Source organism: Gracilimonas sp. (genome assembly GCF_035704785.1).
GTDB lineage: Bacteria > Bacteroidota > Rhodothermia > Balneolales > Balneolaceae > Gracilimonas.
Genome location: NZ_DASSWP010000140.1, coordinates 1 through 16172, shown reverse-complemented (window position 1 = coordinate 16172; position 16172 = coordinate 1). Strand labels below are relative to the sequence as shown.

Genomic DNA, 16172 nt, shown 5'->3' with positions numbered 1-16172 from the left:
GGGAAGTCGTTGAAAAGTATAACGAGCTGCCCGCAGATTTTGCGGATGCTTCTTTATTGGTAGCTGCCCAAGCTAAGAATCTGGATAAGGTCATTTCTCTGGATAGCGATTTTAACATATACAGATTGAGTAACGGAGATACACTTACCAATTTATTGCTCGGTTAAAAAGAATCATTTCTTAAGGTTGGAATAGACCTTGAAAAAAGCTTATCTTTGATTCTTCTGTTGCTCGGCAAAGTGCCAGAGTGACTGCTTTCATCTCAGAAAGCACCCAAAGAAAACTTATTAAAATGAGCAAGAACTATTACGAGTTTACCTATATCATAAATCCTGTTCTCGAAGAGGATAAGTTCAAAGAAACCGTTGATAAAGTTACCAAACTGATCGAAAATAACGGTGGAGAAATCGATGAAGTTGATGAGTGGGGCTTACGTCAATTTTCTTACAACATTGACAAAAAAGGTAGCGGTTATTACGTGAATATGTATTTTGATGCACCTGCTGAAGCTATCGCCTCTGTTGAAAGACAATTACGTATTGATGACGACATTCTTCGTTTCCTTACCCTTAAGTATGACGCAAAAATGCTGCGTCATCGTGAACTTCAAAAGAAAAACGAAGTTCCTGATGTCTTCGCATTTGAAGATGACGATGATGATGAAAATAACGAAGACGACGATTAAGACAGAATCCTCACCAAAAGAAATTGAATTATGATTAAGAATCCATCACACCCGAAAAAAAATCAACGCAAGGTTAAGCAATGTAAGTTTACCCGTGCCGGACTAGAGTATATTGATTACAAAGACACTGAAACCCTTCAGCGTTTTACCAACGACCAAGGTAAGATCCTTCCGCGTCGTGTAACCGGTACCAGCGCAAAACATCAGCGGCAGTTAACTACGGCGATCAAACGCGCTCGTTTTTTGGCCCTTTTGCCATATGTAGCTGAAAATCTCCGATAAAATTAAGACGACAGAATTATGAAGATCATTCTTAGAGAAGACGTAGAAAAATTAGGACAGTCCGGTGAAGTTGTTGATGTAAAAGACGGCTACGGCAGAAATTATCTGATTCCTGAGGGTAAAGCCATTATGGCAACCAAAGGAGCTATTCAGGAGCTGGCGCGCCTCAAGAAAGAAGCCGCCCGACAAGCAGAATTTATCGTTAAAGAAGCAAAGGAACTGGCTCAATTGCTGGAAGCTACTTCATTGACTATTCCTGTTACCACCGGTGAAGAAGACAAAATTCACGGTACTGTAACTAACGCAGATATTGCAGCTGCTTTAGAAGAACGTGAAATTATGGTGGACAAAAAAGACATCAGCTTAGATCAAGATGTTAAAGCACTTGGTGAATACACAGCTACCGTTAGCTTGGTTGGTGACTTGAACCCGCAGGTAAAATTTTGGGTTGTCAAAGAAGAATAATTACGGACACTTTCGAATTCCATTGTAATAATTTCGAGTGGACTAAGTTAGAGTTCGTAAGAAATAGCAGCTTATGCAGCTCTGAATACTTTCAGAGTAATTCACTTAGTTCAGCTCAATGAAATTAGCACTAATGAAATCATTTCACACAGCTTTAATGGGGATCATCTTTTTGATGTTATCCCCATTTTTAATTCAGGCTCAAATTCCTGACCCTGTAAAATTCAATATTTCTGATGCTCCGGATTCAGTATTGGCCGGTGAAGTTTTTGAAATTGAGATCGAAGCTTCGATCGAAGGGAACTGGCATCTTTATTCAATTCTTAATGATGAAGACGCTGGACCGTTTCCCACCGAATTTTCAGCTAATTCAAATAACTTTGTATTTGCCGGTGATCCCGTTGAGTCAGAAGCGGATATCGAATTTGATCCGAACTTTGAAGCAGAATTAGGCTGGCACAGCAGTTTTGCGACTTTTACAATTCCGGTAGCAGTTAGAACCAATCAAACCGGTAAGCAAAATCTTGATATTGAAGTGTACTATCAGGTGTGTGATGACAGGGTGTGCCTTCCTCCAAAAACAAAATCAATAATAGCCGGGGTTACTGTTGCCGGGGTATCTGATAACCCGGTTGAAGCAGCCGTTTTTGATGGAAGTGAAGAAGAGGTATCAGGAGAAACTGCTCAAATAAAAAGTTCTGCTTTAGGAGGAGATGGGGTGTTCTCATTTATCTGGATAGCTATACTAGCTGGTTTTGCCGCGCTTTTAACCCCTTGTGTATTTCCAATGATACCACTTACGGTATCCTATTTTGCTAAGCAAGAAGACAATGGAAAAGGTATTGGTAAAGCGTTTTTATTTGGGTTGGGTATTGTTATCACTTTCACGTTGTTGGGAGTTTTATTGGCAGCCATTTTTGGAGTATCAGGAGCACAGAACTTTGCTTCTAATCCATGGGTAAACTTATTTATCGCCTTTTTATTGGTTGCTTTTGCTTTCAGTTTATTGGGGATGTATGAATTGCAATTGCCTCATCAGCTTACCAACTGGTTAAACCGGAAAAGCAATCAGAGTTCAGGCATCGCCGGAATCATTTTTATGTCACTTACCATAAGTGCGGTTTCCTTCTCGTGTACTGCTCCATTTGTTGGAGGGGTTTTTGCCGCCACTACAGGTGGAGAATGGTTTTATCCTATAATCGGCATGATCGGATTTTCTGCTGCATTTGCAAGTCCGTTTGTGGTTCTCGCTATTTTCCCCAAGTGGATGGAATCTCTTCCAAAGAGTGGTTCATGGATGAACGTGGTAAAGGTATTGCTTGGTTTTATCGAGTTGGCAGCTGCATTCAAGTTTCTTTCCAACGCTGACCTTGTATGGCAATGGGGAATGATTTCGAGGCCAATGACAATAGCCGCATGGATTGCCATTTTCTTGCTAACGGCTCTGTATTTACTTGGAACTTATTCTCTCAAACATGAAAAAAAGCCGGAGAGTATTACTACGGGACGGATGCTTTTATCGATCCCATTTCTGCTGTTCAGCTTTTACCTGATACCGGGACTGTTAGGTTCTTCATTAGGAATTTGGGACGCTTTTCTTCCGCCAAAACAGGCAACAGATGTAAGTTTGGTTGCATCTATTGGTATGGCTTCGGGAACAGGAGTGGCAACCAGTGCTGATGATGGGTGGTCAGACGATTATGAAGCCTCACGTGAGATCGCCTTGCAAGAAGAAAAACCTATATTTATTGATTTTACAGGTTATACTTGCACAAACTGTAGGGCAATGGAATCGAATGTATTTCCACTAGAAGAGGTGGTATCCCGCTTTGATAAAATGGTACTGGTGAAACTATATACTGATGGTGGTAAGGATGGCCCTGAAAATCAAATGTTCCAATTTGAGCTGACCGGAAATGTAGCCTTGCCCACATATGCCATTGTTGATCCCGAAACAGGTCGGGTAATTGAACAGAGTTTAGGGTACAGCAAAGCGGATAAATTCGTATCATTTTTAGACCGGGGACTCCAAAAGTTTAATTCCCGCTAATTGCGACCCTTTCTCGCGAAAGCTTTAGCCTTAATCAAACCTTAATAAATGTAGATCAACCTGGCTGTAACGTCCATTAAGAAAGGCATTTTTAAATTAAGCAACAGCTTTTGAGCAAAGGAATTGATTGAACTATAACCCAAGCACTAATTTTAATTCAAGGAATGAGGTCAGGTTCAGGGTTTAGGAATTTACGGAGGCATTTGAAGCTGAAGGAAACACAAAGCGTAAAGGTCTTTTGATCAAATCAGTAACTGATTATTCAACAGTGAATGAATTATTGATGGAGAGTTTTTCTATGAAGCCAATACACAAAGGCAGGCATTGCTTCAAGAGACCTATATAGAAGCAGGCCCCGAGATAGGTCAATATACCTGGGATGTTATCAAAAACGATGGAGTTCGGCAGATCGATGAGTTTTTTCTTGAGGTGAGTCTGAATGAAGGTGCTTTTATCAGGCAGTATTTGCCTGCAGATGAATTGCTCCCGGTTATTTAAATGTGCGGCTGTTAAATACTTTTAAACCATTTGCAAAAGTATCAGAAGGTTGGTTATCCGGGATAGCGTTGAGATCCAGAATTGATATCACAGAGAATTCAACAACAGAAAATCTGCGGGACATCTATTTGTTGAATTTAAGTTCGTTCCGGAACGATTTGAGTACAGTGCAGGTACCTTTTGGAGAGAGCTTGATCTGCTGAACGCCGTACAGGAAGCCGATTATAAGTAAGAAATACAAGAATTGATGGCAACTCAACTATCTATGGAAATTAAGAATTAACAGAGGGGACGGGGGAGGGAACCAATTTAATTTGGTCGCTCAACAGTACTTATAGATTAAGCAATTTTGTCCGGTTTAGTTTTAATTATGATGGGAGAACAATATCAGATGGACCGGATATTCATACTATAAAATTAGTTATGAGTGCAATATTTAAACTAAATCCAATAAAATTAAGGAATTTAGCATCTTACTTATTAAACAGAGTAACATTACGTAAAAATGCTACTTTAAGATGGATGTTACTTTGACATTTAGAATAAAATGACCTATTCTTTCGCTTCATTAATCTTAGCCTTTAACAATTAAATAACTAGCGGAGTAGACATGATATCGTCGATTGCTCTTTTTCTATTACAAGCCCCTGCTGACGAAGGGTTTTTTAACGTTATTGTCGCAAAATTTAACGAAGGTAATGACGGTGGCTGGATGTGGCCGGTGCTCATTGCATTGATCTTGGGATTAGCAATTTTCCTTGAAAGGATCATTACACTTAATCTTGCTGACATCAATACACGAAAATTTATAGTACAAGTACAAGAAGCTCTTCAGGATGGTGGTATTGAAGCCGCTGAAGAACTTTGTGCACAAACAAGAGGACCTGTTGCATCAGTTTTTCAAGCTGGTTTGATGCGTTCCCATGAAGGCATTGATGCTGCTGAAAAAGCAATTTCTGCCTATGGTTCAATTGAAATGAGTTTTCTTGAAAGAGGGCTTGTTTGGTTGTCTCTGTTCATCGCCATCGCACCTCTCTTAGGATTCCTTGGAACGGTAGTAGGTATGATCCAGGCATTTGATGCTATTGAAGCAGCAGCTGATATTTCACCAAGTATTGTCGCTGGTGGTATTAAAGTAGCCCTTCTTACAACAGCCGGTGGTTTGATAGCTGGTATTATACTTCAGATCGGGTACAATTATTGTGTATCAAAGATCGACCGTATAATTGCCGAAATGGAAGAAAGCTCTATTACCCTAATTGATTCTATTATCTTATTGAACGAAGGTAAGCCGCTTATTCCTAATGTAGGACCTGAGTCAGGTTCCAACGACGAATAAATAATCATAATCCAAAAAAATAAAAGGATAAAACTATGGTTGTAATAAGTGTTGGACTTGCTATAGGCTTAATTGTACTGAGTATTCTTGGAATACTCGGTGCAGGAATTAAAAGCGTGATGAACGGTAAGCAGGATTACAGAAGAATTGGCATGATGGCTGTTCCATTTGTTGTATTTGGGATTTCATATGCTGTATTAGGGGATATTCCCCAAGCCGGAGTATTCACTTCAGTTTTTATGCTGGGTGCGATGGCTTTGACTATCTTACTTACCGGAATGCGCGGTACATTTAAGCTTTAATAAGGATATTCATATATGTTAATCAAGAAACGAAAAAGAGAAGAGGCTGATATTAATGGTTCGTCCATGGCTGATATTGCCTTTCTTCTGTTGATTTTCTTTCTGGTAACTACAACAATTAATGTGGATACTGGGATTGGATTGGTTTTACCACCACCATTGGAAGAGGAAGATCCTCCCCCCATTAGAGAACGAAACCTGATGAACATTCTGGTGAATGCTGAAGGCAGAATTCTGATGGATGAGGAACCAACTCAAATTTCACAAGTGAAGGAACGTCTTATTGAATTCATAAAGAATCCAAATAACGATCCAAACCTTGCTGAAACTTCTCAATTGGCTATTATTTCTGTAAAAACTCAACGTCAGACACCATATCGCATTTATGTGAATATGCTTGATGAAGTTATGGGTGCTTACAAAGAATTAAGGGACGAAGCTTCTATTGCAAACTATGGGGTTCCCTATGGTGCTTTAGATGATGAAAGTGCCCAGCAGATCCAAATCAAGGATATGTATCCTAAGAAAATTTCAATAGCAGAACCTGATCAGGAATAATCATGGCAGCACATTTTCAGAAAAAACAAGCAGGAAGCAAGCAAGAAGTGCCAACTTCTGCAATGCCTGACGTTATATTTATCTTGCTGTTCTTCTTTATGGTTACCACTGTTTTAAGAGAGGTAACATTAAAGGTTCGTGTTAATTTAACACAAGCTGAAAACATTGAGAAAATTGAACAGAAGAGACTTCTATCTTACATTTACATAGGACCAGAAAGACTCCCAAATAATCAACTTGGGCAAGATAAAGTTCAAATTGACGACGCCATTGTAGAAGATATTGGCGCTATCAGAACGCTTATGTACGACAAACTACGAGAGCAACCAAAGCTTATAGTTTCTCTGAGGGTAGATGAGAATTCTGAGTTTGGTCTTCTTACAGATGTTCAAGAAGAACTAAAGCAAGCAAGTACGTTTAGAATAAATTATTCTACTCGACGCGAAACTAATTAGACTGATATCTAAAAAGTAATTAAGGCAACTGTGTCGTTAGGCGCAGGTGCCTTTTTTTGTATTTAACTCAAGCTTACCTATGTCCGAATCTTTCCAAACCATTCAAAGTATTGGCAGTAACGCACTTCTTAAAAAGATCACCAACTTTGATGCATATAAAAATAAGAACGTAATTAGATCTATAGGGGATGATGCGGCAGTAATAAAAGAGTCAAACGATTCTTTGATTTTACTGACAAGTGATACCTATGTAGAAGGGGTTGATTTCGACCCGACCTATACTCCATTTCATCATCTTGGCTATAAGATAGTTTCTGCAGGAGTAAGTGATATCTATGCTATGAATGGTATGCCGGAAGCAGTATTGATCAATCTGGCTGTACCAAACAGGATGTCAGTGCAAATGATCGAAGATCTTTACAAGGGTATTTATGCGGCAGGTAAGAATAATGAAGTAGAAGTGGTTGGCGGTGATCTAAAAGCAAATCATGCAAACCTTGTGGTTTCGATCAGCGTTTACGGAAAGGCAGAAAATGATTCAATAACATATCGTAAAGGCGCAAACGAGGGTGATGCAATTTGTGTTACAGGAGATGTTGGAGGAGCATTGGCCGGTCTTAGAATTTTGATGAGGGAAAAGAAATACTGGGAAGAACATGGCGATGAATCTGTTCAACCTGAACTCGGTGATTATCAATTTGTGGTGAAGCGCCAATTAGTGCCTGAAGCCAGGAGAGATCTTATCGAGATTCTTAAAAAAGAAGGAATAGTCCCAACATCTATGATCGATATCACGAAAGGGCTAGTGAGTGAGATAAGTGCATTGTCTGATGCATCAGAGTTAGGGGCTTATATATACCAAGCGGCTTTGCCAATAGCAGTTGAAACCCGGCAGGTTGCAGACGAAATGCAGGAAGATGTAGACCGTTATGCTCTATTTGGAGGTGAAGATCTTGAAATAATGTTTACTCTTTCCGAGAAGAAGGTGGAAGAATTCGTGAAACATTTCAGCGACTTTGTAGTTATCGGAAGGATGGTTGCAAAAGAAGAGGGAATGAAAATGCAGACAGCAGAAGGAGATGTAGTATCTTTTGATGATTTGTCATAAAAAGACCCATGGCACGTTTTTTGCCAACAATTAGTTAAATAAAGATAATTGAATCTCTTAAACTTATTTGAGTTTAAGGTTCATTATATTACAATCTAAGATAATATTTTAAGTTTGTTTTAATGGCGCAAAAAAATCCCAAGAAAAAAAAATCTGTTAAGCCCAGCGGCAAAAAAGGAGGGAATGCTCCTAAGTTTCCAACATGGAGCATCTTTGTCCTATTCTTTGTACTACTTCTTGCTCAAGTACTTTTCTTTTCTCCGGAAACGGGAAACAGGATCAAATACAGTGAGTTTCTGAAATATGTTGAAAATGGGTATGTCACACAGATCACAATAACCAACGGGGTTAATGTAACAGGGGAGTATTCTGACAAGGCCATTTCGGATGGAATAATCACACGGCCGGAAAACACGGACAATAATATGCCGTTTGCCACCGGTGAAACTGATCAGTTCAAAAAATTCAACACAACAATGCTTCGGGATGATGAGATACGCCCCATTTTGGAAGCAAACGGAGTAGAATTCGATGTTCGCATTGAAGAAGATTGGTTTAGTGGGATTTTTATATGGTTAATTCCTATTGCCATATTGATCGTAATCTGGATCTTCATCTTCAGAAAGATGAATCCGGGACAGCAGGTCTTGAATATTGGTAAGAATAAAGCTTCTCTTTACGATCAACAGACAGAAACCAAGGTTACATTTGAAGATGTTGCAGGACTTCAGGAAGCAAAAGCAGAAGTTGAAGAAGTAGTAGAATTTCTTAGAAGCCCTCAAAAGTTTACTAAACTTGGTGGAGTACTGCCAAAAGGTGTGTTACTGGTGGGCCCTCCGGGTACGGGTAAAACCTTGTTGGCTAAAGCTACCGCCGGTGAAGCCAGCGTACCCTTCTTTAGTTTGAGTGGTTCAGATTTTGTGGAAATGTTTGTTGGGGTAGGAGCTGCCCGAGTTCGTGACCTCTTTAAACAAGCAAAGGAAAAAGCACCTTGTATTATTTTTATTGATGAGATTGATTCCATTGGACGAACCCGTGGTCGCGGTATGGCAATGGGCTCAAATGATGAGCGTGAAAATACGCTGAATCAGTTACTGAGTGAGATGGATGGTTTTAATTCCGATAAGGGAGTTATCCTGATGGCGGCAACTAACCGTCCTGATATTCTTGACTCCGCCTTATTACGCCCTGGACGATTTGACCGACAGATCATGATCGATAAGCCGGATTTAAATGGCCGGGTTGAGATCCTCAGAGTTCATACTAAAAAACTCAAGCTCGGAGATGATATTGACCTAAGAGTTCTTGCTTCCCAAACCCCGGGATTTGCAGGTGCTGATCTTGCCAACCTTTGTAATGAGGCGGCACTGTTAGCAGCCCGAAGGGAAAAGAATAGTATCGAAATGGAAGACTTCCAGGATTCTATCGAGAAAGTAATTGCAGGATTGGAGCGTAAGAACAAACTTATCAGCCCTCAAGAACGAAAGATCGTTGCTTATCATGAGGCCGGCCACGCTGTTGTTGGCTGGTTCTTAGAGCACACCGATCCTGTATTAAAGGTAAGCATCGTTCCCCGTGGATTAGCTGCCTTAGGTTACACGCTGCAAACTCCCCTGGAAGAGCGATTCCTCATGACTACCGAAGAACTGGATGACAAGATCTGTGCTTTATTGGGAGGGAGAGTTGCTGAAGAAATTATATTCGGACGTATCTCCACCGGTGCCCAAAATGATCTTGAGCGAATTACCAAGATGGCTTTTGCCATGGTGGCAGAATATGGGATGAGCGAAAAACTCGGATATATATCGCTTAAGGATTCTCAGAATGCTGAAAATAGCTATGGTTTCAACAAAAAATACTCTGAGTCTACAAGTCAGCAAATTGATCAGGAAGTACGCAGTATAATTGATAAAAACCACGATCGAACTATTGAATTGCTCAATAAGCATAAAGATGAATTAGAGAAACTTGCCAAAGCTTTGCTTGAACGTGAAGTGTTGGATCATCATGCACTTCGTGAGTTACTTGGCGATCGCCCACATGGTAAATACCCTGCCGGCATCTTTGAGAAATCTTCAGAGTCGAAAAAGAACGGAGTTTCAAAAGAGGGTAAAAAGGAATCCAAGAATAATGTATTGGAAAATTCCTCAGATAAAAGTGCAGAAGCTGAAAAAAAAGCTAACGACGCTGATGTTATAAGTGAGGAATCAACACCTGATGATGACAAAACTTCTTCCAAAGAAAAAAAGGAAAAAGAAGAAAAGGAATAAAACCTCATTAAAAAAAATCAAGAGGCACTGAACTGATCGGTGCCTCTTTTTTTATGCCCTCCATTGAAATAGGCTAATGCTCGCCCTTCTTAACATTAGCGTAAAGTTGAGATAACTAAAGGATAATTCACGGGTAACATTACATAAACGTGCGCCTTCTATTTTTGCTCGTGAAAACAGTACAGCAGTAAACAAGCTGATTCAAAGTTGTAAAATTTCAACTACTGATTCTGTTTGAAACTCAAAATCCAATATAAAATACTAAAATCCATGAACTTCAAAGTTACATTAACTTATTTAGCCAGTTTTATGCTGGCATCGTTACTACTTATTTCTTGTGGTGATGATAATTCAAGCGGAACTGAACAGTCTATAGCTCCAAGTGTTGAAGCACCTGAAGTAACTAACGGAACTGTTGATGAACCGGTCGAAATTACTTTTACAATTACCGCTAATGGTGGGTATGCGTCTTCAAGCGCAACAGCTGACAACGGAACCGCAACTATTATTTCAGAGCCCTCTTCTGGTGATCAATCGGGCTCAGTTGTGGTTGAATTTACCCCAACTGCTGTAGGAACCGGAACTGTGGATCTTGTCATTACCGACGAAGATGGACAGACCGAGGATGCTACTGCGATAGTAAATATCAACAATACTGTTCTGGTTTCTGATAATATTACTTCTGACACTACCTGGAGAGACGGCAGAACCTACGTTCTTGGTGGGCGAATTGCCGTTGAAGCCGGAGCTACTCTTACTATTGAACCCGGTGTAGTTGTTAAGGGTCAGGCTGGTACACAGTCTAATGCGACTGCTCTTTTGGTAGCACGTGATGCCACAATTAACGCAAACGGTACAGCAACACAACCTATCATTTTTACATCAGTAGCTGATGAGATCACTCCTGAAGACATAGATGCGGGTAACTTTGGAAGCCCTAATCTTGATCCGGATATTAATGGATTATGGGGCGGTGTGATTGTATTAGGAAATGCGCCTATCTCTGCTTCTAACACCAATGGTGATGATTTAACTGAAACTCAGATCGAAGGGATTCCATCTTCTGATACCAATGGTCTTTACGGTGGTAACGATCCGGCAGACAACTCAGGATCTATTACCTATATCTCAATTCGCCATGGTGGAGCAAACATCGGTGAAGGAAATGAGATCAATGGTCTGACTCTTGGTGGAGTTGGTTCAGGCACGGTAGTTGAGAACATCGAAGTAGTAGCCAATCAGGATGATGGTGTCGAGTGGTTTGGTGGCACGGTTAACGTAACTAACGTACTTGTTTGGAATAGTGGTGATGACGCTATCGATACCGATCAGGCTTGGTCGGGTACTGTTGATAATATTGTGATCGTAAGCCCAGCTGGTTCAGCTTTTGAACTGGACGGACCAGAAGGGACTTTTACAAGCACAGGTCACAACATCAACAATGTTAGTATTTACATGGAGGGTAATGGTTCAGAGATACTTGTCGACGTAGATGATAACACCGATGTAAACATGAACAACCTGTTCTTCTTTGGATTAGATGTCAATGATGGGGCAGCTGCTCATGTGGTATCAGATGACTACTCTATTTATGCTTCCAATACCAATGGTTACTCCATTACAAACATTGAAGCTGTGATCCCAAGTGGATTGACAGTAGCCGATTATTTCACCGGCGGACTTGATGCTGAAGTTACAGAAGTAGCTGACATTAACGCTGCCACTGTAGGTGCCGATGCAAGTGTATTTGGCTTTACATGGGCAGATGTATCCGGTGCTCTAAGCAGCATAGGACTTTAAACATACACACTCGTAGCTTATTTGCTTGCCCTTTCTGAAAGAAGGGCAAGCAATTTTTATTTGCACCCATTATCTCGAAATAATAAAGATCAGCACTAATAAAATGACTAAACAAATTCTACCAATACTATTTTTGGTTTGTAGTTTTTCAATTAATGCCTTTGCTCAAAAAGGTACACTCCGAGGAACTATAATTGACGATGAAACAGCCGAAACAATTTTCGGTGCAACTATATACATTCAAAGTATGGGAACCGGTACTACTTCCGATTTTGACGGGAAGTTTGAATTGGAACTTGCCCCCGGTGAATACACACTGCGAATATCTTATATCTCATATCAAACTATTGATATTGAAAACGTTGAGATAGAAGAAGGAGAAGTGACCAATCTTGGAAACATTCGTTTACACCCCGCTATTAGTGAGTTGGAGGGGGTTGTCGTAACTTCACAGCGAGTGACCATTTCTGAAGCAGCCATTATGACGGCAAAGATGAACTCACCTAACCTGATCGATGGAATTTCAGCTGAGGCCTTTTCCAAGACCGGAGTTTCTGATGCAGCCGAAGCCCTTAAAAAAGTGACCGGTGTTTCTGTTGAAGACGGGAAATATGTTTATGTAAGGGGACTTGGTGACCGCTACACACAAACAATGCTAAACTCTGTTCAGATCCCAAGTTTGGACCCTGACCGTAATAGTTTGCAGATCGATATTTTTCCTACAAATCTGATCAACAACATGGTGATCACCAAAACAGCGGTTGCAGAAATGCCGGCTAATTTTACAGGAGGTATTGTGAATATCGAAACAATTGATTTTCCGCAAAAGCCGATCTATGATTTTTCAATCAGTTTCGACTACAATCCTGACATGCATTTCAACAGTAATTTCCTGACCTATGACGGAAGCAACACGGATTTTTTAGGGTTCGACAATGGAGCACGAGAACTGCCAAGCGGAGCTGGTAACTCAGACATACCTTCTCCTATTAGTGGCAGTTCGAGTGAGGAGGTGTTCAATTTCGTGAACAGTTTTAACCCAACGCTGGGTCCTTATTCTTCAACGAATTTTGCAAACTATAGCGCAAGCCTGACACTTGGTAATCAATACAATGTGTTCAGTGATAATAAATTGGGATACATCATGTCCCTGACATATAAAAGTTCATCCAACCACTACAATAATTATCAGCTGGGAGAATATCAGAATCAACCTGACCCGAGTGCTTACGACCTGATCTACGCTACCAGACAAAACGGAACACTGTCTGAACAAAGTGTGCTGTTAGGTGGTCTTGCAGGCCTTGCATTCAAAACCGAAAACTCAAAGTACAAGTTTACAGCTTTGCACCTTCAGAACGGGGAAAGCACAGCCGGTAATTTTTTCATTGATAACAGTGTTTCTGCACCGGGTCAATCCGGGTACACGGCCGATTCCTATAATCTGGAGTACGGCCAAAGAAGTATCACCAATTTTCTACTGAACGGGATAAATTATTTTGATGACACTAACTGGGAAGTTAATTGGAGAGCCTCAGCTACTTTTTCATCCATGACCGATCCTGATATTCGGAAAACGGCCTATACGCTGTCTTTGACAGGTACCAATCCGCGCTTCAATGCAGGAGCCGGAGGCTTCCCAAGTCGTATCTGGAGATATATGGATGAGGTTAACTATGCAAATCGCTTAGATATCACACGTGAGTATGATCTCTTCGACTTACCGGCCAAACTAAAGTTTGGTGGCAGCTATGTGTATAAAGAACGAGATTTTGAAATACTGTCGTTCAACTTGCAGTTCTTTGGATCACAACCTGTTTTTGAGGGAGACCCTTCAGAGATCCTGGTTGAGGAAAATCTTTATGGTGGTGGCGGCAACATTTACTATCAATCCGGGAACCCTGATCCTAATCCAAACGCTTACAATTCCAATGTAAACAGTTACGCGGGTTACGTATCCAATGAATTCAGCCCTTTTGAGAGACTGAAGGTGTATGTTGGCCTAAGAGCTGAACAGTACACTCAGCGCCACACAGGCCGCGATGCCTTGTTTGCGCAGGGTGGGAGCGGAAACAATCTGGATAATGAAAAGGTACTGGATGGCCTGGATCTGTTTCCATCAGCAAACCTGAGTTTTGAAGTGGGTAATGATCAAAATCTGAGACTTGCCTATTCAAGAACTATCGCCCGTCCTTCATTTAAGGAATTGTCATTTGCTCAGATCCTGGATCCGGTATCCGACCGTATTTTTAACGGAGGTTTATTTAAAATTGGGGATTGGGATGGCAATCTGACAGAAACCTACATCAACAATTACGACTTTCGATGGGAAAAATATATGGGGTTGAATGAAATGATCTCAGCCAGTTTATTTTATAAAACGTTTCAGGATCCCATCGAGTTAGTTCGAATTCAGGTCCAGGTAACCTCAAGTGAATTTCAGCCAAGAAATGTGGGAGATGGTCAGGTATATGGAGCGGAATTCGAAGTAAGGAAATCGCTGGGATTCATATCTGAATCAATCCGCAATTTTGGCATCACCACCAATGTGACCTTAGTTAGATCTGAGATCGACATGACCGAGCAGGAATACAGAGCCCGTAAGAATAGTGAAAAAGACGGTCAGAATGTAGATGATACACGCAATATGGCCGGACAGTCTCCCTACGTTATTAATGCCGGATTCACATACGATAACTTAGACAAGGGGCTGGATGCCGGATTCTTTTATAATGTGAAAGGAGAAACGCTTACTGCTGTTGGTGGGGGACTTTTCCCCGATGTGTATTCACAACCCTATCACAGCCTCAATTTCAACATGAATAAAAGCTTTGGAGAAGAAGGTAAGTCGACTCTGAGTTTCAGCGTCACTAATATTTTGGATGATTCCAGAGATGAATTTTATCAGGGTTTCAACACTGCTGACCAGATCTTTAGCAGCTATAATGAACATCGTAGTATAAGTATCGGATATAAGTACTCCTTTTGATCTGATCTACTTATTACGTCAAATATACGTCTCACATAACTGTGAGGTGTGCTGATCAAGGAGAGCCCCGAGGGATTGGGACTCTCTTTTTTTGATCGCAGATTTTTGGGATTGCACAGATTTCGCAGATCATCGCTGAACCGTAAGGGCGTATTGCAATACGTCCTTACTTTTTAATGAACCAATTGTTGACTATTGTTGCAATTCACAGTATTATTAATCGTAAAATTACGATATACGATCATGGCGATTACAAAAGCACAATTATTTGACGAAAAACAGATCAAAGCTGCCGAGTTTGCGAAGGCAATTGCGCATCCCGCACGCATAGCGATCCTTCAAATTCTGGCAAAAAAAAATGCATGTTACTGTGGAGATATAACGGAAGAACTTCCACTTGCACAGTCAACGGTTTCGCAACATCTCAAGGCGCTTAAATCTGCCGGGATCATCAAAGGCGAGATAGAAGGAGTGCGAACCTGTTATTGCTTTGATGAAGAGAATCTGGCTGAATTCAAATCTGTGATGGAAGCTATGATCAAGGAATTTTCAATACCAAATCCAAACTGCTGCTAATATGAAAACAGAAACCCAATCACCTGAAGAACTCAAAGAAACCGTTCGGAAGAAATATTCAGAGATCAGCGAACAAGCTAAAGATTATAATGTCCGCAGCTGTTGCGGAGCCGGCGGAGATTCCTCCAAGGTATACAACATCATGACGGACGATTACAGTGAACTGGAAGGTTATAACTCGGATGCCGACCTCGGTCTGGGATGCGGACTTCCAACTCAATTCGCTCAGATAAAGAAAGGGGACTATGTGATCGACCTGGGTTCCGGTGCTGGGAATGACTGTTTTGTAGCCCGTCACGAAACGGGTGCTGAGGGGAAGGTTCTGGGAATTGACTTCACCGAACCTATGATCAAGAAAGCCCGTCAAAACGCTGGTAAATTAGGCTTCAATAATGTGGAATTCCGATATGGAGATATTGAAGATATGCCTGTTTCTGATGCGGTAGCAGATGTGATCGTCAGTAATTGCGTGTTGAATTTGGTTCCCAATAAACCCAAAGTGTTTGGTGAGATCTTTAGGGTGCTTAAGCCGGGCGGGCATTTCAGTATTTCCGACATCGTGCTGGAAGGAGATTTGCCTGAAGCTTTACGCGAGGATGCCGAGATGTATGCGGGCTGCGTAGCAGGAGCCATCCAAAAAGAAACCTATCTGGATCATATCAAGGATGCAGGATTTGAGAACATCACCATCCAAAAAGAAAAACCGATCGAGATCCCTGAAGATATTCTTTCCCAATATTTGAACGGGGATGAAATAGCTGAATTCAATTCGGGTGGAACCGGGATCTACAGTAT

Annotated in this window: 15 protein-coding genes; all 15 read left to right on the top strand. The window is 41.0% G+C overall.

The genetic code is table 11. The features are described 5' to 3' along the window. Positions 1-292: 292 nt before the first annotated feature. Positions 293-685, top strand: a complete 393-nt coding sequence (gene rpsF / locus VFM80_RS08495) for a 30S ribosomal protein S6 (protein WP_395071399.1) — start codon at positions 293-295, stop codon at positions 683-685. A gap of 30 nt (positions 686-715) precedes the next feature. After that, positions 716-967 carry a 30S ribosomal protein S18 gene (gene rpsR, locus VFM80_RS08490; protein WP_395071398.1) on the top strand — a complete coding sequence of 84 codons (252 nt, stop codon included), beginning with the start codon at positions 716-718 and terminating at the stop codon, positions 965-967. An 18-nt stretch (positions 968-985) separates the two neighbouring features. After that, entirely contained in the window at positions 986-1432 is a 447-nt protein-coding gene (rplI, locus tag VFM80_RS08485) for a 50S ribosomal protein L9 (protein WP_395071397.1), read from the top strand. A 133-nt stretch (positions 1433-1565) separates the two neighbouring features. Further along, positions 1566-3482: a protein-disulfide reductase DsbD family protein gene (locus tag VFM80_RS08480; protein ID WP_395071396.1), complete on the top strand. Its 1917-nt coding sequence runs from the start codon at positions 1566-1568 to the stop codon at positions 3480-3482. Between the two features lie 324 nt (positions 3483-3806). Continuing rightward, positions 3807-3980 (top strand): hypothetical protein, encoded by a 174-nt coding sequence (locus VFM80_RS08475; RefSeq protein ID WP_395071395.1) that lies wholly within the window; start codon positions 3807-3809, stop codon positions 3978-3980. Positions 3981-4590: 610 nt separating this feature from the next. Continuing rightward, positions 4591-5319, top strand: a complete 729-nt coding sequence (locus VFM80_RS08470; protein ID WP_395071394.1) for a MotA/TolQ/ExbB proton channel family protein — start codon at positions 4591-4593, stop codon at positions 5317-5319. 35 nt (positions 5320-5354) lie between these two features. After that, complete coding sequence (locus VFM80_RS08465; protein WP_395071393.1) at positions 5355-5621, top strand: hypothetical protein; 267 nt, start codon at positions 5355-5357, stop codon at positions 5619-5621. 15 nt (positions 5622-5636) lie between these two features. Next, on the top strand, positions 5637-6179 hold the full coding sequence (locus VFM80_RS08460; RefSeq protein ID WP_395071392.1) for an ExbD/TolR family protein: 543 nt from the start codon (positions 5637-5639) through the stop codon (positions 6177-6179). 2 nt (positions 6180-6181) lie between these two features. After that, positions 6182-6634: an ExbD/TolR family protein gene (locus VFM80_RS08455; RefSeq protein WP_395071391.1), complete on the top strand. Its 453-nt coding sequence runs from the start codon at positions 6182-6184 to the stop codon at positions 6632-6634. A gap of 79 nt (positions 6635-6713) precedes the next feature. Then, complete coding sequence (gene thiL / locus VFM80_RS08450; RefSeq protein WP_395071390.1) at positions 6714-7742, top strand: thiamine-phosphate kinase; 1029 nt, start codon at positions 6714-6716, stop codon at positions 7740-7742. A 122-nt stretch (positions 7743-7864) separates the two neighbouring features. Beyond that, a complete protein-coding gene (gene ftsH / locus VFM80_RS08445) occupies positions 7865-10012 on the top strand; it encodes an ATP-dependent zinc metalloprotease FtsH (RefSeq protein ID WP_395071389.1) in 2148 nt (715 codons plus the stop codon). Between the two features lie 270 nt (positions 10013-10282). After that, positions 10283-11812: a hypothetical protein gene (locus VFM80_RS08440; RefSeq protein WP_395071388.1), complete on the top strand. Its 1530-nt coding sequence runs from the start codon at positions 10283-10285 to the stop codon at positions 11810-11812. 103 nt (positions 11813-11915) lie between these two features. Then, a complete protein-coding gene (locus tag VFM80_RS08435; RefSeq protein ID WP_395071387.1) occupies positions 11916-14801 on the top strand; it encodes a TonB-dependent receptor in 2886 nt (961 codons plus the stop codon). Between the two features lie 243 nt (positions 14802-15044). Further along, entirely contained in the window at positions 15045-15377 is a 333-nt protein-coding gene (locus tag VFM80_RS08430) for an ArsR/SmtB family transcription factor (RefSeq protein ID WP_395071386.1), read from the top strand. Position 15378: 1 nt separating this feature from the next. Continuing rightward, a partial coding sequence (locus VFM80_RS08425) for an arsenite methyltransferase (RefSeq protein ID WP_395071385.1) occupies positions 15379-16172 on the top strand: 794 nt, incomplete at its 3' end.